Annotated in this window: 14 protein-coding genes and 1 pseudogene; 6 read left to right on the plus strand and 9 right to left on the minus strand. The window is 70.5% G+C overall.

The annotated features are described in order from the left end of the window. The first annotated feature begins 114 nt into the window (after positions 1–114). The 4 genes from IPJ17_11965 (at position 115) to IPJ17_11980 (ending at position 5,724) form a co-directional block, all read left to right on the plus strand. The gene (locus IPJ17_11965) at positions 115–1,404 is read left to right on the plus strand and encodes a 3-isopropylmalate dehydratase large subunit (GenBank protein ID QQR72242.1); all 1,290 of its coding nucleotides are present in this window, start codon (positions 115–117) and stop codon (positions 1,402–1,404) included. Positions 1,405–1,406: 2 nt separating this feature from the next. Beyond that, positions 1,407–1,898 (plus strand): 3-isopropylmalate dehydratase small subunit, encoded by a 492-nt coding sequence (leuD, locus tag IPJ17_11970; protein QQR72243.1) that lies wholly within the window; start codon positions 1,407–1,409, stop codon positions 1,896–1,898. Between the two features lie 149 nt (positions 1,899–2,047). Continuing rightward, entirely contained in the window at positions 2,048–2,851 is an 804-nt protein-coding gene (locus tag IPJ17_11975) for a hypothetical protein (protein QQR72244.1), read from the plus strand. Between the two features lie 47 nt (positions 2,852–2,898). Then, positions 2,899–5,724, plus strand: coding sequence for a choice-of-anchor J domain-containing protein (locus IPJ17_11980; GenBank protein ID QQR72245.1), 2,826 nt, complete (start codon positions 2,899–2,901; stop codon positions 5,722–5,724). 146 nt (positions 5,725–5,870) lie between these two features. Here the strand turns inward: IPJ17_11980 and IPJ17_11985 are convergent, their stop codons facing one another. The 5 genes from IPJ17_11985 to IPJ17_12005 all read right to left on the minus strand — a co-directional run bounded on the left by IPJ17_11985 (position 5,871) and on the right by IPJ17_12005 (position 15,011). Then, complete coding sequence (locus IPJ17_11985) at positions 5,871–7,469, minus strand: DHA2 family efflux MFS transporter permease subunit (protein ID QQR72246.1); 1,599 nt, start codon at positions 7,467–7,469, stop codon at positions 5,871–5,873. Further along, positions 7,466–8,668: an HlyD family secretion protein gene (locus tag IPJ17_11990; protein ID QQR72247.1), complete on the minus strand. Its 1,203-nt coding sequence runs from the start codon at positions 8,666–8,668 to the stop codon at positions 7,466–7,468. The genes IPJ17_11985 and IPJ17_11990 overlap by 4 nt, the downstream gene beginning before the upstream one ends. Then, a complete protein-coding gene (locus IPJ17_11995; GenBank protein QQR72248.1) occupies positions 8,631–10,055 on the minus strand; it encodes a TolC family protein in 1,425 nt (474 codons plus the stop codon). The genes IPJ17_11990 and IPJ17_11995 overlap by 38 nt, the downstream gene beginning before the upstream one ends. Positions 10,056–10,230: 175 nt before the next feature. After that, positions 10,231–13,671 carry a M20/M25/M40 family metallo-hydrolase gene (locus IPJ17_12000; protein ID QQR72249.1) on the minus strand — a complete coding sequence of 1,147 codons (3,441 nt, stop codon included), beginning with the start codon at positions 13,669–13,671 and terminating at the stop codon, positions 10,231–10,233. Continuing rightward, entirely contained in the window at positions 13,668–15,011 is a 1,344-nt protein-coding gene (locus IPJ17_12005; GenBank protein ID QQR72250.1) for a ChaN family lipoprotein, read from the minus strand. Before IPJ17_12005 ends, IPJ17_12000 begins: the two co-directional genes overlap by 4 nt. Positions 15,012–15,256: 245 nt before the next feature. On the opposite strand from IPJ17_12005, the gene IPJ17_12010 reads away from it, so the two are divergent. Both IPJ17_12010 and IPJ17_12015 read left to right on the plus strand, forming a co-directional pair. Next, the gene (locus tag IPJ17_12010; protein QQR72251.1) at positions 15,257–15,976 is read left to right on the plus strand and encodes a TVP38/TMEM64 family protein; all 720 of its coding nucleotides are present in this window, start codon (positions 15,257–15,259) and stop codon (positions 15,974–15,976) included. Continuing rightward, positions 15,973–17,484, plus strand: a complete 1,512-nt coding sequence (locus IPJ17_12015; GenBank protein QQR72252.1) for a mercuric reductase — start codon at positions 15,973–15,975, stop codon at positions 17,482–17,484. The genes IPJ17_12010 and IPJ17_12015 overlap by 4 nt, the downstream gene beginning before the upstream one ends. Before the next feature lie 305 nt (positions 17,485–17,789). Here IPJ17_12015 and IPJ17_12020 read toward each other — a convergent pair. From IPJ17_12020 to IPJ17_12035, 4 genes and pseudogenes are all read right to left on the minus strand, one after another. Further along, positions 17,790–18,852 (minus strand): annotated as a pseudogene (locus tag IPJ17_12020) (IS110 family transposase). Positions 18,853–19,131: 279 nt separating this feature from the next. After that, complete coding sequence (locus IPJ17_12025) at positions 19,132–22,434, minus strand: PD40 domain-containing protein (protein ID QQR76152.1); 3,303 nt, start codon at positions 22,432–22,434, stop codon at positions 19,132–19,134. Positions 22,435–22,611: 177 nt separating this feature from the next. Continuing rightward, positions 22,612–23,292 carry a YceH family protein gene (locus tag IPJ17_12030; protein QQR72253.1) on the minus strand — a complete coding sequence of 227 codons (681 nt, stop codon included), beginning with the start codon at positions 23,290–23,292 and terminating at the stop codon, positions 22,612–22,614. A gap of 13 nt (positions 23,293–23,305) precedes the next feature. Continuing rightward, complete coding sequence (locus tag IPJ17_12035) at positions 23,306–25,150, minus strand: UbiD family decarboxylase (GenBank protein QQR72254.1); 1,845 nt, start codon at positions 25,148–25,150, stop codon at positions 23,306–23,308.

Consider the following 25,150-nt stretch of genomic DNA (forward strand, 5'->3'; position numbering starts at 1 on the left):
TCTCGTCATCCTGAGCGAAGCGAAGGACCTCGGTGGGCGGGACGATTTCACGAAAGCCCCCTCCCAGGTCCTTCGCTTCGCTGAGGACGACAATGGAGGGAACAAGGAGCCACCATGGGGATGACCGTCGTCGAGAAGATCCTGGCCCGCGCTTCGGGCCGTGCTGCCGCGCGCGCGGGGGAGGTCCTGGAGCCCAGGGTCGACCTCGCGATGTCGCACGAGAACGCGGCGCTGGTGCTCAACCAGTTCCTCGAAGTGTTTCAGGGCACCGGCCGCGAGCCGAAGATCTGGGATCCGTCGCGCATCGCGATCATTTTCGACCACCGCGTGCCGGCCGAGTCGCCGAAGACGGCGAGCAACCAGAAGAAGGTGCGCGAATTCGTCGGCGCCCACGGCATCACCAAGTTCCACGACGTGCGCGGCGACGAGGGTGGCATCTGCCATCAGATCCTGCCGGAGAACGGCTACGTCCTCCCGGGTGCGGTGGTGGTCGGCACCGATTCGCACACCACCAGCCACGGCGCCCTCGGCGCCTTCGCCTTCGGCATCGGCGCCACCGAGATGGCGAGCGTCTGGACGCTCGGCGTGGCGTTGAACATCGAAGTGCCGCCGACCATCAAGGTCGTGGTGAACGGCGAGCTGGCGCCCGAGGTCGGCCCCAAGGACCTCATCCTCCACCTCGTCGGCACGCTCGGCGCCGAAGGTGCCAACTACCGGGTCATCGAGCTGCACGGCGAGACGATCCGCAAGATGTCGACCTCCGGTCGCCTGACGCTCTGCAACATGACCGTCGAGGCCGGCGCGACCGCCGGCATCGTGCCGGGGGACGAGGAGACGGTGCGCTACCTGCGCGAGGTCGCCGGGGTCACCGGACCGCTCGAGCTCGTGCAACCCGACGCCGACGCGGTGTACGAGCGGACGCTCGTCGTCGACGCGTCGACCCTCGCGCCGCAGATCGCCTGTCCGCACACGGTCGACAACGTCAAGCCGGTCGACGCGGTGGTCGGCGTCAAGGTGCACCAGGTGGTCATCGGCTCCTGCACCAACGGACGGCTCGAAGACCTCGCGGCAGCGGCGCGGATCGTCGCCGGCAAGAAGGTGGCGCGCGGCACGCGCATGCTGGTCTTCCCGGCGTCGTCGCGCATCTACCAGCAGGCGATCGACCTCGGCTACGTGTCGACCCTGATGAAGGCCGGCGCCGTGGTGATGAACTCCGGCTGCGGCCCCTGCCTCGGCGTGCACGAAGGAGCGCTCGGCGACAACGAGGTCGCGCTGTCCACCACCAACCGGAATTTCAAGGGCCGCATGGGGAACCCGAAGTCCGAGGTCTACCTCTGCTCGCCCGAGGTGGCTGCCGCCTCGGCGGTAGCCGGCGTCATCACCGACCCGCGGAAGGGAGCCTGACCATGGCCAAAGTCATCGCGAAGCTCGGCGACGACATCTCGACCGACGTGATCTATCCGGGCCGCTACATGGCCACGGTGCTGCCCACCGAGACGCCGCAGTTCGCCTTCGCCGACCTGGCCGAGCTCAACGGCCTCCTCAAGGCGAAGCTGGCACCGCCGGGAAGCGTGATCGTCGGCGGCAAGAACTTCGGCTGCGGCTCGTCGCGCGAACAGGCCGCCTCCTGCCTCAAGGGCTACGACCTGGTGATCGTGGCGCGCGGCTTCGCCCGGATCTTCCTGCAGAATGCGATCAACCTCGGCCTCTCGATCGTCACGGCGCCGGACCTCGAGGCGGAGGAGGGCGACGAGCTCGAGGTTCACTCCGACAAGGTGCTCAACCACGCCTCCGGCAAGGAGTTCGCGGTGATTCCGCTGCCGGCGGCTCGCCAGGCGATCATCGACGCCGGCGGTCTGATCGCCTACACCCGGCAGCGGCTGATGGCCGCGAGTTGAGGCTCGATACGCGCGTCCACCCTGGTCTTCTCTTCGCCGCGCATTGTCGTGGACGGAGCACTTGGTCCTCCGCTGGGAGCCCTGCGATGCGTGCGTGGGAGGCCATCGGGTTGTCCATCGTGGGATGCGTTCGGCCGAGAGGCGTGGCCGTGGTCCGGGTACTTTCTCCCCTGGTCTCGGCGTTCCTGATGATCTGGGCGGGTGGTGCGGGCCTGCTGGAAGGGGTGGAGCCGACGGCGGCGGCTGACCCATGGCGGATCGAGCGGACCGATCTGGATCAGAAGCTCGCGGCGAGTGCTTCCGTGTCCGTCGAGAACCTCTACGGCGATCTTCGCGTGCGGACGGGAGGGCGGGGCGAGCTCTCGGTACACGCCGTCCTCCAACGCGCCGAGGCTGACGACGCTCTGCGGATCGAGCTCGTGGCGGAAGCCAAGGGCTGGCGGGTTCGCGTCGTCGAGCCCGGTCCCTCGAAGTCGCCCGAGGGGCCGTCGCGCCGCGCCGATCTCGCGATCCTGGTGCCAGCGGACACGCCGCTCTCGCTGCGCACCGGAAGCGGGCTCGTCGAGGCGCGCGGCTTCGCGGCGGCCCTTGCGGCCGAAACGTCGACCGGCGAGATCCGGCTGCGCGGCAGTGGAGCCGTGGCGGTGCGGTCCGATCGCGGAGCGGTGCGACTGGCGTTTCATCCTGTCGCACCCGACGGGCCTTCACGGCTCGAAACGAGCACCGGCGACATCGAGGTCGAGCTTCCTCCGCGGGCGAGCGCCGAAGCCCGCATGGAGACCCAGGGCAGCCTGACCACCGACTTCACCCTGGTGGTGGAACGGGTGGGGCCGCTGACCAAACGAGCCCACGCCAGGCTCGGCAACGGGGGTCCTGAAATCAAGCTACTGAGCCGTACCGGCGACCTGCGGCTTCTCGAGCGGCTGGCGGTGGCGCCGTCCGCCGCGCCGTGAGCGAATCGGAGCGGGTGTTCTCTTCATCGCACGAAGGAGGATCTCTCTTGAAGATCGGAACGGTGTTGTTGGGAGTCGGATTGGCGTTCGGGGCTACGTTGGCGGTGGCCGAGGAAGTCGCACCGGTGGTCCAGCGTGGTGCGACGGTGGTCGGTGAGGAACTCGTCCCCGACTTTGGCGAAGTCGCGGCGCGGGATCTGCCGGTGGTGCGCGCCTGGAAGCCGGGGGATCCGATCAAGGACATCCCGCGCCGCCGCTATCCGCGCGACGGTGCATTCGTTCCGGAGGAGCCGACCGGGTCGGATCCGTTGCTCGAGATCCAGGCCGCCTTCACCGATGCGCCGGCCAGCGTCGACCCGCTGCTCAACTTCGCCGGTCAGGGCTACACCGGCGTCAACCCTCCCGACACGGTCGGCGATGTGGGCGGCAACTACTACGTGCAGTCGATCAACGGCAGCGGCGGCGCCATGGTGACCGTCTACGACAAGACGACCGGCGCGCTGGTTGCCGGGCCGTTCGCGATGGACGGGCTCGCGGCAGGCGGGTCGTGCTCAACCGGGCTCGGCGACCCGATCGTCCTCTTCGACCGCGGCGCCGACCGCTGGGTGCTCACCGAGTTCGCCTCGAGCGGCAACCACCTCTGCGTCTACATCTCGACGACGAACAACCCGACCGGGACCTACTGCCGGTACGACTTCACGACGCCGAGCTTCCCCGACTACCCGAAGTACGGCGTCTGGCCGGACGCCTACTACGTCACCACCAACGAGTCGAGCCCGACGATCTACGCGCTCGACCGCGCCAACATGATGACCTGTGGCACGGCGCGGGTGGCGCAGAGCTTCACCGTCTCGAGCCTCTCGGGCTTCAACTTCCAGACGCTGACGCCCGCCGACCTCGACGGTGTCACCGATCCGCCGGCGGGCACGCCCGGCATCCTGATGCGTCACCGCGACACCGAAGTGCACGGGCCGTCCGGGATCCCGAGCGCGGACCAGCTCGAGCTCTGGGCCTTCCACGTCGACTGGACGACGCCGGCGAGCTCGACGCTCACCGCGCTGCCGGCCATCAGCACGGCCGAGTTCGACTCGACCCTCTGCGGTCTCACCTCCTTCTCCTGCATGAGCATGCCCGGCGTGACCCAGGGGAGCGGCTCGTCGCTCGACCCGCTGCGCGAGGTGGTGATGAACCGGCTCGGCTACCGCGTGCTCGACGGCCAGCAGGTGCTGGTCGGCAACTTGGTGACCGACGTCGGCTCCGATCAGGGCGGCGTGCGCTGGTTCGAGCTGCGCAATACCGGCAGCGGCTGGTCCCTCGCCCAGGAGGGGACCTACTCGCCCGATGCGGTCAATCGCTGGATGGCGGGAATCGCGATGGACAGCGCCGGCAACATTCTGCTCGGCTACAACGCCTCCAACGGTTCGGTGGCTCCGAGCCTGCGCTACACGGGGCGCTATTCGACCGATCCAGCCGGCACGATGACGGTCGCCGAAACGGTGCTCGTCGCCGGCTCGGTGGCGAACGGCAGCAACCGCTACGGCGACTATTCGGCGATGTCGGTCGACCCGAGCGACGACTGCACCTTCTGGTTCACCGGCGAGTACAACGCCGCCTCGACGTGGTCGACGCGCGTCGGCTCGGTCAAGTTCTCGGCCTGTGGTACGCCGGATTTCACCCTCTCCTCGGTGCCCACGAGCCGGGAGATCTGCGTCGGAGCGAACGCCACCTACGCCCTGACCGTCGGCAGCGTCTCAGGCTACAACAGCCAGGTGACGTTGAGCACCTCGGGCAATCCCGGCAGCGCCGGCTTCTCGGTGAACCCGGTGACGCCGGCCGGCACCAGCACCCTGACGATCAGCGGCGCCGCGGCGGGCACCTCGAGCTTCAACCTGATCGGCACGGCGACCGGTCCGAACGTCCATCAGATCCCGCTCGGACTGACGGTCCAGCCCGCGGCGCCCGGCGCACCGACGCTGACCGCGCCGGTCAACTTCGCCACCAACGTCTCGGCGACGCCCGCCTTCAGCTGGAGCGCGCCGGCCACGTCCTCGACCTACTCCATCCAGGTGGCGACCGATGCGGCCTTCGGCACCGTCGTCGCCTCGGCGAGCGGTCTCGCGAGCCCGGCGTGGACGTCGAACGTGGCGCTCAACACCAGCACGACCTACTACTGGCGCGTCCAGGCAACCAACGCCTGCGGCGTGAGCCTCTACTCGTCCGCTTTTGCCTTCTCGACGCTGGCGGCCCCTGGCGACTGCGGCATCGGCTCGACTCCGCAGCAGGTGTTCCTCGAGAGCTTCGACGGCACGGTCACCGGCTGGTCGAGCGCCGGCACCGGCAACACCTGGGCGACGTCGGGGGCGCGATTCCACTCGAGCCCGACCTCCTACAAGGCGGTCGATCCGGCAACGTCGAGCGATCAGCAGCTTTCCTCACCGTCGATCGCTCTGCCGAACCAGACAGGTCTGACGCTCCAGTTCTGGAATCACCAGACGATGGAGCACCGCTCGTCCGGCGGCTGCTACGACGGAGGCCTGGTCGAGATCTCGACCGACAACGGCGGGACCTGGACGAAGCTCCTCTCCGCCGCGATGTTGACCGACCCCTATGACGGAGCGCTTGCCAGCGGCAATCCGCTCTCTCCCGCTCCCGCCTGGTGCGGCGATCCGCAGGACTGGCTCCGGTCGGTCGTCGACATCCAGGCCTACGCCGGTCAGACGGTGCGCTTCCGCTTCCGCCTGGCGAGCGACACGTCGGTCAGCCGCGAGGGTTGGTACCTCGACGACGTGAAGGTCCAGGCCTGCCTCGCCGGGCTCTTCTCGGGCACCTTCGAGACCGGCGACCTGAGTCCTTGGAGCGCCGTCTACCCCTGAGACGATCGCAGTCTTCGGCTCTTTCCGGCCGGCTCCACCCGGGGGCCGGCCGGTTTCGTCTCACGGCTCGGCAGGGCGGACGGACGAACGGCCGGCAGGGGGGGACCCTGCGGCCCGCTCGACCGCCGGCGTCCCGCGAGTCGCGCTCAGTGGGGGGCCGAGGGGCCGGCGGCGCCGGGGCGGGCGCGACGCATCAGGGCGACGAGCGGCACGACGAGCAGGAAGATCGCCCCGAGGACGCGGAAGGTCTCGAGGAAGGCGAGGAGCGATGCCTGACGGGCGACGCGGCCGAACGCCGCGAGCTCGGCGGCACGCGCTGCCGTCTGCGCATCGATCCCTTGGCCGCGGAAGAGTGCCGTAGCGCCCTCGAGGAAGCTGCGCGAGGCCGGGTCGTAGGCGGTGACGTTGCCGCCGAGGTGCCCGATCAGGCCCTGTTGCTGGCGAGAGACGAGGGTTGCCGACAGGGCGATGCCGGCCGAACCGCCGATGTTCCGCATCAGGTTGAAGAGCGAGGTCGCGTGCCCCATCTGACGCAGCGGAATGCTGTGCATGGTCAGTGTGGTGAGCGGCACGAACAGCAGACCGAGCGAGATCCCCATGATGAACTGGGGCCAGAACCAGTCCCAGTAGCCGGCCGAGAGGTTCATTCGCGCCAGCCAGAAGAGGGTGAAGGCCCCCGTGACCAGTCCTCCGACCAGCATCTTGCGCGCGTCGAAGCGACCGACGAGCAGGCCGATCACCGGCATGGCGAGGAACGACCCGAGTCCGCGGGGAGCCACCGCCACGCCGGCGTCGTAGGAGGAGTAGCCGAGCAGCGTCTGCAGCATGAGCGGCAGGAGCATGATGCTGCCGTAGAGCACCATGCCGAGGCAGGTCATCAGGAAGACGCCGACGCTGAAGGTCCGGAGACGGAAGACGCGCAGGTCGAGGATCGGGTTGGCGGAGCGCAGCTCACGAACGACCAGGGCGACGAGTGCCGCTGCCGCGAGCACCGCCAGGGTGAGGATCAGTCGGGACTCGAACCAGTCCTCCTGCTGGCCCTTGTCGAGGACGAACTGCAGCGAGCCGATGCCCACCACGAGAAGGCCGAGCCCCCAACCGTCCACCGGTGCGGTGTGGCGCACGAGGTAGGGGGGATCCTGGACATTGGCGCGGATCATCGCCCAGGCGGCGAGCCCGATCGGGACGTTGATGAAGAAGACCCAGTGCCAGCTCCAGCGATCGGTGAGCCACCCGCCGAGGATCGGGCCGAGCATCGGCGCGACGACGATTCCGAGCGCCCAGAATCCCATGGCGCGGCCGCGCTTTTCCGGCGGGAACGACTCGAGCATCACCGACTGCGAGATCGGCTGCAGCGTGCCGCCGGTCAGGCCCTGGAGGATGCGGGCGACGACGAGCTGGGCGAGACTCGTCGACAGTCCGCAGACCAGCGACGTCGCGGTGAACCCGATGATCGAGCCGAGCAGCAACCGCCGCCGGCCGACGCGCGAGGCGAGCCAGCCGGTCATCGGCAGCACGATCGCATTGGCGACGAGATAGGAGGTGAGCGTCCAGGTCGCCTCTTCGTTCGAGGCCGAGAGGTTGCCGGCAATGTGCGGCAACGACACGTTGACCACCGTGGTGTCGAGCACTTCCATGAAGGTCGCCGCCAGGACCGAGATGGCGACGATCCAAGGGTGCGCGGGAAGACGGATCGGTGGCGGAGCCGCGCCGCCTTCCGCACTCCCGGCGGGGAGGTCGCTCATCGCGGGTCGGCTCGCACGTCGACCGCAGGCACGACCGAAAGCCCCGGTCGCAGCAGGTGCTCCTGGTTCTCGCCCGGTTCGAGGACGATCTTGACGGGGACCCGTTGCACGACCTTGACGAAGTTGCCGCTCGCATTGTCGGCCGGCAGCAGGCTGAAGCGCGATTCGGTCGCGGCGGCGAGACTGTCGACGTGGCCGCGGAAGCGCCGACCATCGAAGGCGTCGACGCGGATGTCCACCGGCTGGCCGGACTTCATGCCGGCGAGTTGACTCTCCTTGAAGTTGGCGACCACCCAGACGTCGTCGAGCGAGACAAGCGCGAGGAGCGGCTGCCCCGGGGCGACGACCTGGCCGACTTCGACCGAGCGGCGGCTGACGACGCCGGCCTCGGCGGCGCGGACCGTCGTGTCGGCGAGGGCGCTGCGCGCCTGGTCGAGGGCGATGCGTGCCTGGTCGGCGCGCGCCGTGGCGGTCTCGGCCTTGGCCTTCTCGACGGCATTGCGGGCAGGCGCCGTGAGAGCGTCGTCGAGCTCGGCCCGTGCCGCCTCGAGGCCGCGCTCCGCTTCGGTGATCATCGCCCGCGCGACATCGAGCGCGGCGGCGGTGCTGCGCGCGGCGGCGTCGGCGGCGTCGAACTCCTGGCGCGAGACCTCGTCCTTGGCGAGCAGTGGTTCGAGACGGCGTCGGTCGTTGGCGGCCCGCTCGGCCGCGGCCGTCGCTTCGACCTCACGAGCCTGGGCGGCGACGCGCCGGGCCTCGGCGGCGGCGACGCGGCTCCGGGCGCCGGCCAGGCGGCTGGCGATGCCGGTGCTGGCGACCTCGGCCCCCGTCCCGGCGACTCGTGCTGCGGCCTCGGACTCGGCCAGCATCGCCTCTGCACGTCGCACCGCGAGCTCGTAGTCGCGTGGGTCGATCACCGCGAGGACCTCACCGGCGGCAACCTCCTGGTTGTCATGCACCCGGACCTCGAGGACCGGGCCGCCGACGCGTGCGGCGACCGGGCGGACATGGCCTTCGATGCGTGCGTCGTCGGTCGACTCGCGGCCGTGAAACCGCCAGGCGAAGGCGAGGCCGGCGGCGATCACCACCGCAGCACCGATCAGGATCGCGGTGAGCCAGCGTCGCCCGGCCGTCTCGTCGGCGGGCAGCACGGCGACTCCGTCAGCGGAGCGGTTCGGATCGGAGGAAGGAGAGGTCATCGGTGCGGCCCTCGAAGATGGCGATGAAGTCCTCGTCGGCCAGGCCCAGTGCCCGCGCCAGGACGGCCTTCGCCGCGTTGTGCTGATAGAGGCTGCCGAGCCGGGCTTCGTCGGCGGCGGCGACGGCCTGCTGCGCCGAGACGACATCGAGCGAGTCGCCCAGGCCGGCAGCGAAGCGGTCGCGGGCGACCTCGAGCTGACGCCCGGCGAGATCGCGCGCCGCCGTGGCACTTGCGGCAAGGCGACTCGCCGTGTCGAGGTCGAGCAGCGCCGAACGCACCTCGACGTCGACCTGACGCCCGAGGTCGTCGAGCTCGGCTTGGCGTGCCGCGAGCTCGGCGGCTGCGGCGATGCGCCGGCCTTCGGTCGCCCCGCCTTCGAGCAGCGGCAGGCGGATCTGGGCGCCGATCGTCCAGGTGGTCTCGACGGAGTCGACTCGTGGCCCGATGCGACCCCAGTCGCCTCGCGCGACGAGGGTCGGCCAGCGCGACTCGCGAGCCGCAGTCACCGCGTGCGTCGCCGCGGTGACTCGGGCCTCCGCGGCCTGGAGGTCGGCTCGCGATCGGCGAGCGGTCGCGAGCAGCCCGGGCAGCGCGACGCCCGAAAAGTCGACGAAGCGCAACTCGTCGGCCAGCTCGAGTGGCGACCCGGGTGGGAGTCCGATGGTGTGGGCAAGGAGGAGCTTTGCCTTCTCGAAGCCGGCGCGAGCAGCGGTCTCGCGGGCCCGCGCCGCTTCGAGCTCGACGCCGGCCCGCAGCAGGTCGAGCGCCGCCGCCGAGCCCGCGTCGCGCCGGTCGTGGGCGAGACGATCGACGGCCTCGGCCGTTTCCAGCTCCGCCGCGGCGGCTTCGATCCGCCCGCGTTCGGCAAGGGCGCGCAGATAGAGGTTGCCGCAGGCGAGCACCACGAGATCGCGGGCGTCGGCGGCCGACCAACGCGCCGCGTCGGCGCGCGCGCCGGCGGCGCGCACCGTTTCGCGGGCCGCGGCATCGAACAGCACCATCTCGCCGGCGCCGCGCAGGTCGAGCACGGAGTAGGGGCCGACGAGCGGCGACTCTCCCGGAGCGGTCGGGAAGCCGTAGGCCTCGAGGTCGATCACCTGGCGACTGCCGCCGGCCTCGAGGCGAAACTGCGGCCGGAGCCGCGCTGCCGCCTGGAGCTCGGCGCCGCGCGCCGCGGCCGCCTGGGCGTCGCCGAGGAGAACGCGTACGTTTCGTTCGAGGCCGAGCTCGAGCGCTTGTCGCAAGGTCAGCCGCACCGCGCTCGGTGGAGCAGGATCGGCTGCCTGGATCGCGCCGGGAGCCGCCAGCAGGCTCAGCACCAGCGTCGCGGCCAGCGTCGTGGAACGCCGGGTTCCCGGGAGCGGTCCCGGTAGGAGACGGATCAAGGGGTGAGTCCTCCGAGGGTCCCGTCGCGCCTCCGTATTCCGACGCGCGCCGGATTGGTGTCGGACTCTAGCTCAGGATCCTCCCACCGAGGGCCACCGCCAGCGACCCCTTGCGAGTTCGCGCCAGGCGAGAGGCGGCTCCGGCGAGCGCCGCCCGCACCTCGCCTGGCAGATGCTATCGCGCGACGACCGTCACCTTCACCGTCCGCCGCGCGCCGTCGCGCTCGATCTCGAGGTCGACCTCGTCGCCGGGGGCGAGCGTGCCGAGGATCTGCGAATAGCCCCGCAAGCTTTCGATCGGCTTGCCGGCGAGCGAATGCAGGATGTCGCCCTTCCGCAGGCCCGCCTTCTCGGCCGGCGAGCCGGCGACGACTTCGTCGACCTTGACGCCGGGACCGGCGAAGGAGAAGTCGGGTACCGTGCCGACGGTGACTCTGCGTCCTCCGCCAGCGCCCGGTGGCGCTGCGCTCGCGGGCGCGCTCGGCGCGGTTCCAGCCCCCGGGCTCGCGAGGGTCACCGTCAGCGCTTGCGGTCGCTCGGCGAGGTAGTCGACGCACTCCTTGACGAGCGTCGCCACCTTGACCAGGCCGGGGACGTCGACCTTGTCGGCAGTATCGCTCGGGCGGTGGTAGTCGGCGTGCGCCTGCGTGAAGACCTGGATCGCCGGCACGCCCTTCTCGAGGAACGCCTGCTGATCGGAGCCTTCCGCCTGTGCGGGGAGCGAGCGGCTGGCGACGCCGGTGACGAAGCTCGCGCCGCGGAAGATGTGCGGCCACTCGGTCGCCGAGCCGGTGCCGAGCAGCGTGACCGGCTGCGTGCCGAGCCGTCCGACCGTGTCGAGATTGACCACGCCGATCGTCTTGCCGAGCGGAAACAGGGGATGGTCGACGTAGAAGCGTGCGCCGGCGAGCCCGGCTTCCTCACCGCTCCAGGCGACGAAGACCAGCGTTCGCGACGGCTTGCTGCCGGCGGCGGCCCGCGCCAGCTCGAGCAGGACGGCGACGCCGCTGGCATTGTCGTCCGCGCCAGGGTGAATCTGGCCGCGGAACTCGGCATGCGCATCCGGCCAGCCGCGGCCGAGATGGTCGTAGTGCGCCGAGACGATCGCCGATTCTCCCGCGAGCTCGCTCTTCGCTCCGGGGAGCACGCCGATCACGTTGCGCAGCGTCGCCGGCTTGCCGTCGGGCGTCTTGTCGGTGGGGAACGACTGGAACCAGGACCCGTCGTCACCGCCGGGACGCAGGCCGATCGCCTGCATCTGGGCGGCGATGTAGTCGGCAGCGGCGTCGAGGCCGCGCGTACCGATGCCGCGTCCTTCACGCTCCGGCGCGGCGAGGAAGGCCACGTGGGCGGCGAGCTTCTCCTCCGAAAAGACGGCAGGAAGCTCGGCGAGCGCGGGGCGCGCCGGCAGCGTCAGCGCGGGCAGGGGCCTCGAGCGCTCGCGCAGGAGGCGCAGATCGACGCGCAACGGGGAATCGGAGGCGCTCCACTGTCCCTTGACGACGTTGCTGGGCTCGGCGCCTTCGAAGCCGAGGTAGCTGTACTTGCCGTAGTGGGGGAGCTTGCGGCCGAGGCCCGGCAGTGCCGCGAGGGGATCGGCGGCGATCCAGCCGAGCGCTCGCTCGGCGCTCAGCGGATGACGAGCCACGGCGACGGTGGTGTGGCCGGCGAACGCGACCCGTTCGCCCTCGAAGGTGACCGAGTCGGCGTCGAAATCGAGGCCGCCATTGCCGCGCAGGACCTTCTCGACCAGGAGATTCCGTCGCCCGAGCAGCCAGACGGCCCGATCCGCCGGGAGCTCCTTCACCTGGTTGTCGACCGTCACTTCGACCACGTGGCTGTCGCTCTTCCAGCCTTCGACGAGAGTGCGGTAGGCCTCGACCTCGCCGGGCTCGGCCTGCGACGGCAGCACCGCGAGCAGCTTCGGTTCGCCGAAGATCTGGCCGATCGACGGTGGGATCTCGCGCGGGTCGAGGCGACGGAAGAGATCGAACGCCGGATCGACCACCAGGGCGAGAGGTCTCGCGGCGGGATGGATCGTGAAGGGGGTCGACTCCGACGCGAGCGGCACCGAAACGAGCTCGGTGCCCTTGGCGGTGACCACGGCGATCGGCACGTCGAGCGCGAACGGCTCGCCGCCCTGGCGCTGGCGCAACGTGCCGCGCACCTCGTAGGCATCCTCTGCGGCGGTCAGCGTGGCGAGAGGACCGGCTGCGGCGATCTCGACCGCGAGCTCCGGCGCGCCGGCCCGCTCGGTCCAATCGTGGAAGAAGCGCGCGAGATCGATGCCGGCCACCGCCTCCATCGTCCGGCGCACGTCGGCGAACGAGGCCTGCTTGCCCTTCTCCTCGCGGTAGAAACGCGCTGCCCACTCGCGGAAGCGCTCGTCGCCGAGCTGACGGCGCAGCATGTGGAAGCCCATCAGCGACCTGCCGTAGCCGACCGCCTCGGTCGCCGCGCTGTGGCGGGCGCGGAACTCGGTGAGCGGGAAGTCCCGGCCGTCGCGCACGTAGCTGCGGTACTTCTGCAGCGTGTCGCGGCGATAGGCCTCGCCCTGACCGCGCTGCTCCTGGATCAGATGATCGGCGAGATAGGCGGTCAACCCTTCACACCAGTTGCCGCGCTCGTAATCCACGAAGACGGAGTTGCCCCACCAGTTGTGGAGGATCTCGTGCGGATACGACGAGGTCAGGATGAACGGCAGTCGGATCACCTGCGGGCCGAGCAGGGTGAAGGACGGCATGCCGTAGCCGGTCTCCCAGAAGTTCTCGACGAGTGCGAACTTGCCGTACGGATAGGGGCCGATCAGCTGCCGGTACATCTCGAGATACTGGGCGGTCGCCGCCAGGTACTTGCCGGCGAGCGCGTCGTCCTTCTGTCGCAGGTAGACCTCCGCCTCGATCGCACCGGCGGCCTGGCGGTAGCGGACCAGTGGCCCGCCGACGAGGTAGACCTCGTCCATCGCCCCGGTCGAGTCCCAACGGGCGACCCCGTCCGCGTCGCGTGAGACGCCGCTGCCCTGGCTCACCAGGTGCCAGCCTTCGGGCACCTTCGCCGTGAGCGTGAATTCGACGAGCTCGCGGTCGAGTTGCGGAACCCAGAAGCCGTTGCCGGCGAGGTAGACCCCTTCGGGCGAGACGATGCCGGCGGTCTCGCGGAAGCCGCGCTGGTACTCCTCCTCCTGCGCGCCGAGGCCGAAGTCGAACGGACCGCTGTAGGCGAGGCGCAACGTGCCGCCGCCCTGCGGCAGCGTCGCCCGATAGCGCTTGAGGCCGCCGCTCTTGGCGAGGTCGGCGGGCGACGCGTTGATGCCCGTGAACGGTGCGACATCGCCCAGGGGAACGGCCTCGACGGCCGGAGTGGAAGCGGTGATCTCGAGCCTGGCGTTGAGCAGGAACTCGATCGGCCCGCCGCGAGGCACGGCGAGAACGTCGACCACCGCAAGGCGCCGCGCGGCGGGATCGAGCGTCACTTCGAGCGCGTGGCGGAGGCGAGCCGGCGGCGGCGAAGGCGTCTGGCTCGCCGCGGCGGCGGGAAAGGTCCCGGCGACGGCGGCGGAGAGCGTGGCGGCGAGCGCGGCGGCCTGCCCCAGCCGGGCGAAACGAGGCGTCCTCACGGCTTCCCCGCGGGGGCGGCCGTCGCCGCCGGTGGGGCCGAAGGCGTCGCCGTGGCTGCCGCCGCGGCGGGCTCGGGTGCGATCGCGCACGGCTTCGGCGCCTTGCGGCGGAAGGTGGCGACCAGCGCCTTGGCCTCTTCGCCGCGCTTGACCTCGAAGCGCGCCGTGTCACCCCAACGCTTCTCCGACATCAGGCGGTTGAAGGTCTCCTTCTGGTCGATCGGTGTGCCGTCCATCGAAAGCACCGTGTCGCCGGTCGCGAAGCCCGCAGCCTCGGCGACCGAGCCCTCGGTGACCTGGATCACCGTCATCGGTTGCCCCGGATCGCGCTCCGGGCTCGAGAGCCCGAGCACCGGGAAGATCGGGTCGGCCGTCGAAACGACGCCCCAGACGAAATCGGCGTAGGAGGCGCGAACCGCACCGACCGGCTGACGCGAATCGGGGTCTTCCACCGGCACCGGAATGAGCGAAGCGATCCGGCCGCCGAAGGTGAGCTTCGCCTGCCGCTCCGCTCCGAGCCCGTAGGCGACGTGCCCGGAGCCGACGAGGACGACCATGATCGGCCGCTCGCCCTTGGCCTGCGACAGCGCCTGCAGCGCGTGATGGGCCATGGCCGCGTCCCAGGTGCACTGGGCCCGGTACATCCCCTCGAACATCGCATCCGGCAGACCGCCGTGCATCCCCTCGCCGCCGAGAAAGGCGCGGAAGAGCTGGCGGTGCTCGGCGCTGTCGGTGTTGATCCGTGCGGGCAGCAGTTGCCGCTGCTCGGGGGAGAGCGCCTCGAGGCCCTGGGTGCGGGCGGTCTGCACGACCTTGCGCGGCACGTTGAGCCCGAAGAGGCGGATGCCGTGCTCGCGGGCGAAGAGGAAGATCGCGCGGTAGTACTCCCAGTGATAGCCCCAGTTGTGGTACCAGCGCGACTGGGCCAGGAAGTCGGCTTCGGAGAGCGTGCGGTCGGAGCCCCAGCGGTCGAGCCCCGCCTGCTCGCCGACCGGGTACATTTCGAGGCCGACGAGCACCTGGCGGCCACGCTTGGCGAGCTCTTCGATCACCCGCAGTTGGACGCGGTGGAACTCGACATCGGTGTGGCTCTCGCCGACGAAGAGGAGCGAGACCCCGTCGAGTCGCGCCGCGAGCTCGGCTGGCGTGACGACCTCTCCCTTCGCGGTGTCCGTCACGCCGTCGAGGAGGACGGGGGCGGACTTCTCCTTGCGCGCCGGATCGCCGAGCGCCAGGTCGAAGACGTTCTCGGCGTGAGCCGTTCGGGCAAGAGCGAGGGGTGCGAGCCAGAGAGCGGCCAGGACGATCCCGAGACGGTAGCGGGGGTGTGGCGCGTGCATCGATTCACCTCGGCGGAGTTGGGGGATCCGGCGCCGCCCGACCCGGGCGGCGCGCTGCAGGGGGAGCGTATCGCAGCGGACCGCGGAGCGATCGCCGTCGGTGCGGGCGCCGTTCGGGGCGCGGATCGCCGGTCGTGGGGGTCTGGAAACCTGCCGGCCGATCGAGCATCGGAGGCCTGGGGCTCCCGCGTCGCCGGGAGGTGTGCGAGCCTTGACGCCGAACCGGCAGGAGAGACCGAGAGACCGTGACCGAATCCGGAACCGCCCGATTCGCGAAGACCTGGATCCGTCCGGCGCTGCTCGTCCTCGCCGTCGCTGCCGCGCTGATCGCGGTGCGGCGGCTCGGGCTCGGTGGCCGAATCGGCGAGCTGCGCCTGTGGATCGACAGCCTCGGCTCCTGGGGGCCGGTGGTCTACGCTCTGGTCTATGGCATCGCCACGGCGCTCGCCGTGCCGGCTTCGGTGCTGACGGTGGCAGCCGGGGCGCTCTTCGGCTCGGTCGTCGGCGTGGTCGTGGTCAGCGCCGGCTCGACGCTCGGAGCGACGCTTGCCTTCCTGCTCGCCCGCTGGGCCGCCCGCGGCGTGGTCTCCCGCTGGCTCGCCGGCAACGAGCGCTTCGCCCGGCTCGACGCGATGACGGAGCGGCACGGCGCCATCGTCGTGGCGATCACCCGTCTGGTGCCGCTCTTTCCGTTCACCGTGCTCAACTACGGCTTCGGCCTGACGCGGGTGCCGCTCGCGACCTACGTCCTCTGGTCGTGGCTCGGCATGATCCCGGGAACCATCCTCTACGTCGTCGGTGGGGATACCGTCGTGCGCTCGCTCGCCGACGGGCAGGTGCCCTGGTCCCTCGTCGGGGTGCTGGGGGTGACGGGCGCGGGGCTCGCGTGGTTGGTTCGGCGCGCCCGACGCACGCTCGCCGAACGCGAGGCGGCGGCAGCGCAAGGCCGGAAGGAGAAGGGATGAGCCGGCCGCCGCTCACCCCATCGGTGCACGACCGGGAGCTCCTCGCCGCGGTGCGTCCGCCGGATTGGGTGAATCCGCTGCCGAAGCGGCGCTACCACCTCGTCGTCCTCGGTGGCGGGACGGCGGGGTTGGTCACCGCCGCGGGTGCTGCCGGGCTCGGGGCGAGCGTCGCGCTCGTCGAGCGATCGCTGCTCGGCGGCGACTGCCTCAACGTCGGCTGCGTGCCGTCGAAGGCGCTGCTGGCGAGCGCGCATGCGGCAGCCGCCGTGCGCCGTGCCCCGGAGCTCGGAGTGCGGCTCGGTGGCGCGGTGGCCGTGGACTTCCCGTCCGTCATGGAGCGGATGCGGGCGCTGCGCGCGGCGATAGCGCCGCACGACAGCGCGGCGCGCTTTCGCCAGCTGGGCGTCGATGTCTTTCTCGGCGGCGGACGGTTCGTCGGGCCGCGCGAGATCGCGGTCGGCGAAGCGAGGCTCCGGTTCTCCCGCGCGGTGATCGCCACCGGCGGGCGGCCGCACGTTCCCGCCGTTCCCGGTCTCGCCGAGGCGGGATTCCGCACGAACGAGTCGATCTTCGATCTGACGGAGCTCCCGCCGCGACTTGCAGTCGTCGGGGGCGGTCCGATCGGCTGCGAGCTCGCGCAGGCGTTCGCGCGGCTCGGCTCGCGGGTGACGCTGCTGCAGCGGGACGGGCAGCTCCTGCCGCGCGAGGAGCGCGAGGCGGCCGAGCTGCTGCTCGCGGCCCTCCGGGCCGATGGGATCGACGTCCGACTCGGCGCGAGCGTCGAGCGTGTCGAGTCGGCAGACGGAGCGAAGCGGCTGTGGGTCGCAAGCCCGACCGGATCGACGGCGGTCGAGGTCGACGAGATCCTCGTCGCTGCGGGTCGCCGGCCGAATGTCGAAGGTCTCGGACTGGAAGCGGCCGGTGTCGCATACGGCGAACGCGGCGTGGTGGTCGACGATCGACTGCGCACGACGAATCGCCGGGTCTTCGCGGCGGGAGACGTCGCGATGGCTCACCAGTTCACCCATCTGGCCGACGCCACGGCGCGCATCGCGATCCAGAACGCCCTCTTCCCGTTCAAGCGGCGGGCGAGTCGCCTCGTGCTGCCGTGGTGCACCTTCACCGAGCCGGAGATCGCGCACGTCGGTCTCCGCGTGGACGAGGCGCGGCAGCGGGGTCTCGCCGTCGAGGAGGTCAGCGTCCCATTCGCCGAGGTCGACCGCGCGCGGCTCGGCGGCGAGAGCTCGGGTTTCGCGCGAATGCTCGTCGAGAGCAGGAGCGGGCGGATCCTCGGGGCGACGATCGCCGGCGCGCACGCCGGCGAGCTGATCTCGGAGGTGTCGGTGGCGATGGCGGGCGGTCTGACTCTCGGGGCGCTCGCCGGCGTCATCCATCCCTATCCGACGCGCGCCGAGGTGCTCCGCAAGGCGGGCGACGCCTGGAACCGGCGGCGGCTCACGCCCCGGGCGAAGGGCCTCCTCGGCCGCTACCTGGCCTGGTTCCGGTAGCCGTCGCCAGCGCTCGGCGGAGCCCCCCCGCCCAGGTCCCTTCCATGAGAAGGCCATGTGGTGTCAATCGGCCGACTTGTCGGCCGCGCTCGAGGTCTTGGGCGAGGGTCCGGTGCCACGCTTCCATCCGCACTCTCGAGGAGCCCGCGTGGGGCTCGGTGCCTTTTGGTGTCCGATCGGAGCCGGGTGCTGCCATCTCACTCGCGGCCTGCGAGGCCTAGGGACCTGTCGCAGTCACCCGGACCCGGGTCGGACCCTGGCCCAAAGTCGTCGACTCCTCTCCTACCCGAGATGTCGTTGCCGTTTCATGCAGTCCCGGCGGCGGTGCGCAGAGCCTCGTAGGGTTCGCCGCTCACCCAGAGCCGATGCAGGAGGACGGCGAGCTTGCGGGCGATGGCGACGATCGCCCGTTTCTTCGCCGCTTTGCCGCCGCGTTTCGACAGCGCTTCGCCAAATCGCCGCAGATCGCTGTCGGGTGCGAGGGGACCCAGGATGTACTGGGCCGCTTGGACGAGCAGCTTGCGCAGGAAGGGGTCACCTTGCTTGGTGATCCGCAGCTGGGGCTGGCTCTCGCCCGAGTCCCGGACGCCGGGGACCAGTCCCAGGTAGGCCCCGACCTCTCGACTGCGGCGGAAGCGCTCGGGGGTTTCGATCGTCAGCACGTAGCTGACCGCCGTGACGACGCCCACGCCCGGGACCTGACGCAAGCGCTCGGTCTCGGGATGACGACGGCCGAGCTCCTCGACCTCACGGTCGAAGCCCTTGATCCGCTCCGTCAGCTCCATCACCGTTTCGAGAATCCTCAGCAGCGAGGGCCGCAGGCTCTCCGGCAAGGCCGACACGGCACGTGTAGGGAAGGCCTCCGTCGAACACTTGGGCAGACGTCCTCCAATCGCCTTGACCGCGCCGCGCACGTGATTGACCGCCATCGTGCGCATCCGCACCAGGACATCCCGCGCCCGCATCACCTCGAGGCTCTCGCTGAGCGGCTTCGCTTCGATGCCGCACCGGATGCAGCAGCTTCGGCTCGACACGCGCCAAGCGCGCCAGTGTCTCGGCGTCCAGCACGTCCGTCTTCTTCCGGCTCTTGCCGATCAGCGGCAGCTGACGCGAATCCGCCACGATCACCTCGTGTCCCAGACTCGACAGCAGCCGGCTCATCCACGGCGACTGCGCTCCCGTCTCCAGCACCACCTGCATCGGGCCCCAGCGCGCCGACCAGGCTCGCAACGCGGCCTCCGAGCTCCCGATCCGCTCCTGCCCTGCCTGCTCCCCACTCACCCGGTCGAGCACCACCACCTGCGTCCAGCGGTCGCCCACGTCCAGGCCCGCCGTCCACCCTCCCTCGCGCTTGCTATTCTTCTTCACGGCCAACCTCCTTTCTGGGCCCCAGCCCGTCAACCTGCAGACCGCAAAGGTACTGCGACAGGGGGGTTGGCCTTCTCATTCCAATCTCCCGAGGGTCGGGACGACGAGGGGGAAAGCGCTCGCCCCTCGTCACCCCGAGCGAGCGCGTGGGGCCTGGGTGGGAGGGTGGTGCGGTAGCGGTTCGGTTTCGGCCGAGCCCACGGCGGCGGAGTTTCCCCGGCGCCCGGGACGACGGGCAGTGGACGTCGCGGCCACCGCCCGTCGTTTCCGCGCCTCAGCTCACCTCTTCGGCAGCTTGGCGAGAAGGACCTCGACGGCCTTCTCGAGTTGCTGGTCGCGACCCGCGGCCTCGACCGCCGGGTCGTTGTCGACGACGTAGTCGGGATCGAGGTGCTTGTTCTCGGTCAGGTCTCCCGCCGGGTCGAGGTAGCCGACCTCGGGGATGCCGAAGGTGAGCGAACGGTCCTGCAGCCGCTCCCACCAGACCGACGTGCAGGTCCCTGGCACCTGCATGCCGACCGTTTCGCCGAGACCGAGGGCCTTGTAGGCGGTGGGGAAGCAGTGGGCGTCGGAGTAGTTGCCTTCGTTCATCACCACGATCGACGGCTTGGTCCAGCGCATCGACGGCTCGACGCCGACCTGGCGCCCGCGCGGCACCGCCCGGTAGTAGACCTTCCCGGACAGGAAGACGGTGAGCGGCTCGACGAGATTGCCGCCGCCGTTGAAGCGCGTGTCGAGGATGATCGCCTCCTTGTCCACCGCGCGGCCGAAGATCTCTTCGAAGATCTCGCGATAGGCGCCGTCGTTCATGCCGCGGATGTGGGCGTAGCCGAGCCTGCCGCCGGAGAGGCGCTCGACCTCGGCGCGTCGCGAGCGCACCCAGCGCTCGTAGAGCAGCGGCCCCTGCTCGCCCCAAGTGATCGGTTTGACCGTCTCCTCCCAGCGCTTGCCGCTTGAGGGGTCGAGGAGCGCGAGACGCACGGGGATCCCGGCCTTGCGATTGAGCAGGGGGTACCAGTTGGCTCCCGCAGCGATCGCCTGGCTGTCGATGGCCGCGATCACCACGCCGGCGGCCACCTTCCCTCCGGCTTTCTGCAGCGGTCCGCCCTCCAGCACCTCGAGGACGCGCACGCCCTCGCCGCTCCACGTCGGATCGGGGAAGAACCCGAGCGCCGCCGTCGCGTCGCCGTCGTTGCGATTCGGGCGATAGCGCCCGCCGGTATGCGACGCGTTGAGCTCTCCCTGCAGCTCGGAGATCAGGTCGGCGAAGTCGCGGTTGTTGTCGACGTGCGGCAGGAAACGGGCATAGGCACGCTTCATCGCCTGCCAGTCGACGCCGTGGAGGTTCTCGACGTAGAACTTCTTCTGCGTCTGGCGCCAGGCGTGTTCGAAGAGTGCGGCACGCTCCTCGGCCGGCCGGAGCTCGAGACGCGCGGCGATCCTCACCGGGGTCGTCTTGCCGGACTCGAGCTCGACGGTCAGCAGATGGTCGTCGGCGAGCACGATCGCCTTCTTCCCTTCGGGGTCGAGGCGGAGGGCTGCGTTGCGCTCGGCGTCGAGCTTGGCGAGGAGCTTGACCTCCTTGGTGCGCGGCTCGTACTTCCACAGGTCGTAGCCCTTCTCGAAACGGGCGAGATAGACCAGCGTCTCGCCGTCGGGAGTGAGGTCGGCGCCGGCAAGATCGGCCGAGTGGAGCGAGAGACGGATCGTGCGGTCTTCGATCGCGTCGAGCTCGAGGGTCACCGGCTCGGCCGGTTCGACCCGCGACTTGTCGTCGGACTTCGCACCCTCCTTGGCCTTGTCCTTGGCCTTGTCCTTCGCCTCGTCCTTCTTCTTGTCGGCGTCCTTTTCCTTCTCGGCGAGCTGAGCGAAGGCGGCTTCGTCGAGCCGGAATCGATCCCACGCCTGGCGCGTCAGGAAGGCGGCGTAGACGTCCTGCTCGGCTGGCCATCCGGCCTGGAGCCGCGCTCCGTGGCGATCGGTGACCCAGATCAGCACCTCCCCCTTGCGGGTCCAGTGCGGACGTTCGTCTTCGTAGCCGCTCTTCGTCAGGTTGAAGACCGGGGCGCCGCCGGTCGCGGCGACGATTCCCACCTCGCTCGACCAGCGCGTCGGACTCAGGAACTGCACGGCGAAGCTCTTTCCGTCGGGCGACCACTCGTACCACTGGTCGCCGTCGGCATACGAATAGTTCATCTCCCCCGGCAGGACCGTGCGGGTCTTTCCGGTGGCGAGCGTGAGCACCTTGAGGGTCGTGCGCTCCTCGAGGTACGCGACCTCCTTGCCGTCGGGAGAGAAGGCCGGCTGGAACTCTTCGGCTGGCGTCGCCAGGACCGCACTCTCCCGGAGCGCCGTGGCGTTGAAGAACGCCGGCTCTTCCGGGTCGAGACGATCGGTCCGGTAGAGGTTCCAGCTTCCGTCGCGCTCACCGGCGTAGAGGAGGCTCTTGCCGTCGGGCGAGAAGCTCACCGAGCGCTCCTGTCCTGGCGTGTCGGTGATGCGGCGCGTCGTCCCGTGCTCGACCGAGGCGACGAAGACCTCGCCGCGGGCGACGAACGCCAACTCCTTGCCGTCCGGGGAGAGCTCGAACTCGCTCACCTCGGAGGCGACGTCGACCGGAGCCAGGTCGAGGTCGTGGCGATCGGCGGCAGCGGTCACCGCGAGTTGGTGACTTGCGGCGGCGCCAGCCGGGCGGATCCAGATCTCGCCGTCGAAGGTGTAACAGAGATCGCCGGCGTCGGAGATGCTGAGGAAGCGGACGGGGTGGACCTGGTGTGTGGTGACCTGGATCGGATGGGTCGGGTCGGACAGGTCGAGCTTCCAGACGTTGAAGCTGCCGCTGCGCTCCGAGAGGTAATAGAGCGCCTGGTCGCCCGGTGCCCACACCGGCTGGCGGTCGTCGACGCCGAGCGCGGTGAGCCGGCGATGCTGCCCGCTCGCCTGGTCGTAGATCCAGAGGTCTCGGGCGAACGAGGAGTTGTCGTGCTTGCGCCACTCCATCTCGTAGCCCTTCTGGTCGGAGTAGGCGAGTCGTGAGCCGGCGCGATCCCAGCTCGCATAGAGCGCCGGGGTCGACAGCACCTGAACAGGCATGCCCCCGGCCAGGGCGACGCGATAGAGCTCGGGCTGGGCGCCGGTCGGGAACTGGACGTTGGTCACGCTGTCGAGGCGCGCCGAAGAGAAGAGCACGGCCGTTCCGTCGGGAGTGAAGCTGGTCGGGATGTCGTCGGCGGAATGGAACGTGAGGCGGCGCGCCTCGCCTCCGGCAGCCGGCATGACGAACAGATCGAAATTGCCGTAGCGATCCGATGCGAAGGCGATCTGGCTCCCGTCGGGAGACCACACCGGCGCGGTGTCGTAGGCGGCGTGAACGGTCAGCGGTGTCGCGGCGCCGCCGGTGGAGGCGACGCTCCACAGGTCGCCGCGGTAGCTGAAGGCAATGTGCTTGCCGTCAGGGGAGATGGCCGCGGTGCGCAGCCAGAGCGCGTTGTCGGCTCGCGCCGCCGTCACGCTCGAGGCGCCGGCCAGCGCGACGACGGCCAGCACGAACCCGAGGGACACCGATCCGGTCCGCTTCGACATGGACATCGCGAGACTCCTGAAGTCAGGTCCGGGCGGCTCACGCCGTCGAGGCGCTTGGGCGCACGGATCAAGTCCTGGCCGGTGCGCCGTGCGCGCACCGGACCTTGGAGCTTGGTACGCGCGGGACGGCGGAAGGTTCGAGTCGCCGGCGGAGCGGCCCGCTCGGCAGGGGTTCGGCTACTCGCCGAGGCGGGTGCGCAGCTCGGCGAGGCTCGCGACGAGCTCGGCGACTTGCGCTTCGAGGCGGGTGACCCGCTCGCTGAGCGGCGTCGGGCCGGTACCTGGGCCAACTTCCGGCGGCTCGAGCCCCGCGGCCACGGGACGTGGCTCTCCGCCACCCTCCAACTCGCGCTGCACCTCGGCCGTGCCGGCCAGATGGATCCACCGGGTCTCGCGCTGGCCGGGACGCCGCGGCAGCTCGCGCACCAGCGCATCGGGCTCGCTTGCCAGGCGGGCGAGCACTGCTTCGACCTCGTCGAGCGAGGCGAAGCGGTGCAGCCGCTCGCTGCGGGTCCGCAGCTCGGCGGCCGTCTGGGCACCGCGCAAGAGCAGGAGCGCCATCACCGCGAGCTTCCCCGACGTGTCGAGCTGCCAGCGCCGGTCGAGGCAGTGACGCCAGCGCTCGGCGCGGGCGCTGTCGATCCGCCAGACCAGCACTTCGGCGCGCAACCGGTCGAGGGCCTCGACCAGGACCGTCTCCGAGAGCTCCATGACCGGCTCCCGGCTCGTCTTCTGATTGCAGGCGGTGAGGAGCGCGCTGACGGTGAGCGGATACTGCTCGGGAGTCGTGCGCTCCTTCTCCATGAGCGCACCGAGCAGGCGCAGCTCGACGGCGTCGAGAGGGCGGGAATGGGCCATCGGACTCTCCCTGTCAGCTTCCGGTCAGGTGTCCGCGCTCGGAGTCCCCCATCTCGACCTTGCCCGCCGGGAAGTACTCCTTCCATCGGCGCGAGACCGATGCCGCTGTCTGCGGGTCGCACGAGAGCTCCTTGGGGTACCAGGGCTTCATTCGCGCATCGATGACGATCGGCGGGGTGTAGGCGAGGTGATGCCGGGCGACGGAGGTCGCCGCCGCGTGCAGGTCGGCGGCGGGCTCGAATCGGGTGAAGGTCGTCCAAAGGAAGTTCATCGGCGAGGCGACGGCGCGCCGCGGCTCGTCGGAGACGACGACGAGCGGCCAGCCGGCGAAGGCCGGGTGGGCGGCGACGCGCGCGGCGGCGTCGCGATCCTCGGCGAACGGTCGCGTGCCGACCACGAGACAGCCCGGGCAGAAGACGCGCACGTCGGTGACGTCGGCCGGCGGCGTGGCGACCAGCGCGAGCTCGCGGGGGAGCTCGCGCACCGGTTCGCCGAGGCCGAGCCAGATCCCTTTCGAGCCCTCGTTGACGCGCGGGCCAGCGTAGTCGAGCGTGTCCATCGACGTGTTGGCGAAGACGTAGAGGTCGCACTCCGGTCGCGTGCGCTCAAGCAGGTGGACGAGCGTGGCGCGAAAGTCTTTGAGGTCGACCGCACGGTCGACCACCAGCAGGAACTTGGTGAGCGCCAGCTGCCCTTCGCCGAGGATGCGGAAGGCCGAGGCGAGCGCCTCGCGCCCGTAGCGCTCCTTGACGACGGCGGCGGCGAGCGAGTGGTAGCCCGTCTCGCCATACGACCAGAGCGACTCGACCGCCGGCATGACCAGCGGGAAGAGCGGCGAGAGCAGCTCCTGCAGGAGGTCGCCGATGAAGAAGTCCTCCTGGCGCGGCTTGCCGACCACGGTGGCGGGGAAGATCGCATCGCGTCGCCGGCAGAGGTGCTCGACCTCGAACACCGGGTAGTCGTGGGCGAGCGAGTAGTAGCCGTAGTGGTCACCGAACGGCCCCTCGCTGCGCCGCACCCGCGCTGGCGCCCTGCCGACCAGCGCGATCTCGGCATCGGCCACCAGCGCGTGCGCTCCGGGGCCGTCGCAGAGCGGCAGGCGCCGGCCGGCGAGCAGCGAGGCGAGCAGCAACTCCGGCACGTTCTCCGGCAGGGGGGCGATGGCGGCGAGGATCAGCGCCGGCGGTCCGCCGAGCGAGAGCGTCACCGGCAACGCTTCGTCGCGCGCCTCGGCGGCCGCGTAGTGGAATCCTCCGCCCTTGCCGATCTGGCAGTGCAGGCCGGTCGTCCGGGCGTCGAAGACCTGGGCGCGGTACATGCCGAGGTTGCTGCGGCCGATGGGCGAACCGGCGTGGCGCGGATCGGGGTGCTCGGTGTAGACGAGCGGCAGCGTGATGAACGGGCCGCCGTCTTCGGGCCAGGTGGTGAGCACCGGCAGGCGATCGAGCCGGACGTCGTCGGTGACGATGTCGGTGACTGGTCCCGCCGTTCGCCGTCGGAAGCCGATCCGCATCGCCTGGGAGAGGACGTCGCGCGCCTCCCAGAGCTTGGCGGGCGTCGGTGGCAGGATCGTCTGCGCCACCTCGACCAGCCGGCGGACGAGCTCCAGCGGCCGGCGGCCGAACGCCAGCTCGGCGCGGCGCGCGGTGCCGAACAGGTTGGTGACCAGGGGGATCTCGGCGCCGCGCACGTTGCGGAAGAGCAGCGCCGGTCCGCCGGCGGCGATGACGCGGCGGTGGATCTCGGCCGCCTCCCATCGCGCGTCGACCGGAGCGTCGATCTCGACGAGATCCTCGTCGCGACGAAGCTGCGCGAGGAAGGCGCGGAGGTCGGGGAAGAGGGTCTCTTCGTGACTCAC

Source organism: Holophagales bacterium, from assembly GCA_016699405.1.
GTDB lineage: Bacteria > Acidobacteriota > Thermoanaerobaculia > Multivoradales > JAGPDF01 > JAAYLR01.

What these genes read in the sequence shown, in the direction of transcription:
- IPJ17_11965 (QQR72242.1), top strand. Translation starts at nt 115, where the DNA reads ATGGGGATGACCGTCGTCGAGAAGATCCTGGCCCGCGCTTCGGGCCGT.
- IPJ17_11985 (QQR72246.1), bottom strand. Translation starts at nt 7,469, where the DNA reads ATGAGCGACCTCCCCGCCGGGAGTGCGGAAGGCGGCGCGGCTCCGCCA.
- IPJ17_11990 (QQR72247.1), bottom strand. Translation starts at nt 8,668, where the DNA reads ATGACCTCTCCTTCCTCCGATCCGAACCGCTCCGCTGACGGAGTCGCC.
- IPJ17_12005 (QQR72250.1), bottom strand. Translation starts at nt 15,011, where the DNA reads ATGCACGCGCCACACCCCCGCTACCGTCTCGGGATCGTCCTGGCCGCT.
- IPJ17_12030 (QQR72253.1), bottom strand. Translation starts at nt 23,292, where the DNA reads ATGGCCCATTCCCGCCCTCTCGACGCCGTCGAGCTGCGCCTGCTCGGT.
- IPJ17_12015 (QQR72252.1), top strand. Translation starts at nt 15,973, where the DNA reads ATGAGCCGGCCGCCGCTCACCCCATCGGTGCACGACCGGGAGCTCCTC.
- leuD (QQR72243.1), top strand. Translation starts at nt 1,407, where the DNA reads ATGGCCAAAGTCATCGCGAAGCTCGGCGACGACATCTCGACCGACGTG.
- IPJ17_12025 (QQR76152.1), bottom strand. Translation starts at nt 22,434, where the DNA reads ATGTCGAAGCGGACCGGATCGGTGTCCCTCGGGTTCGTGCTGGCCGTC.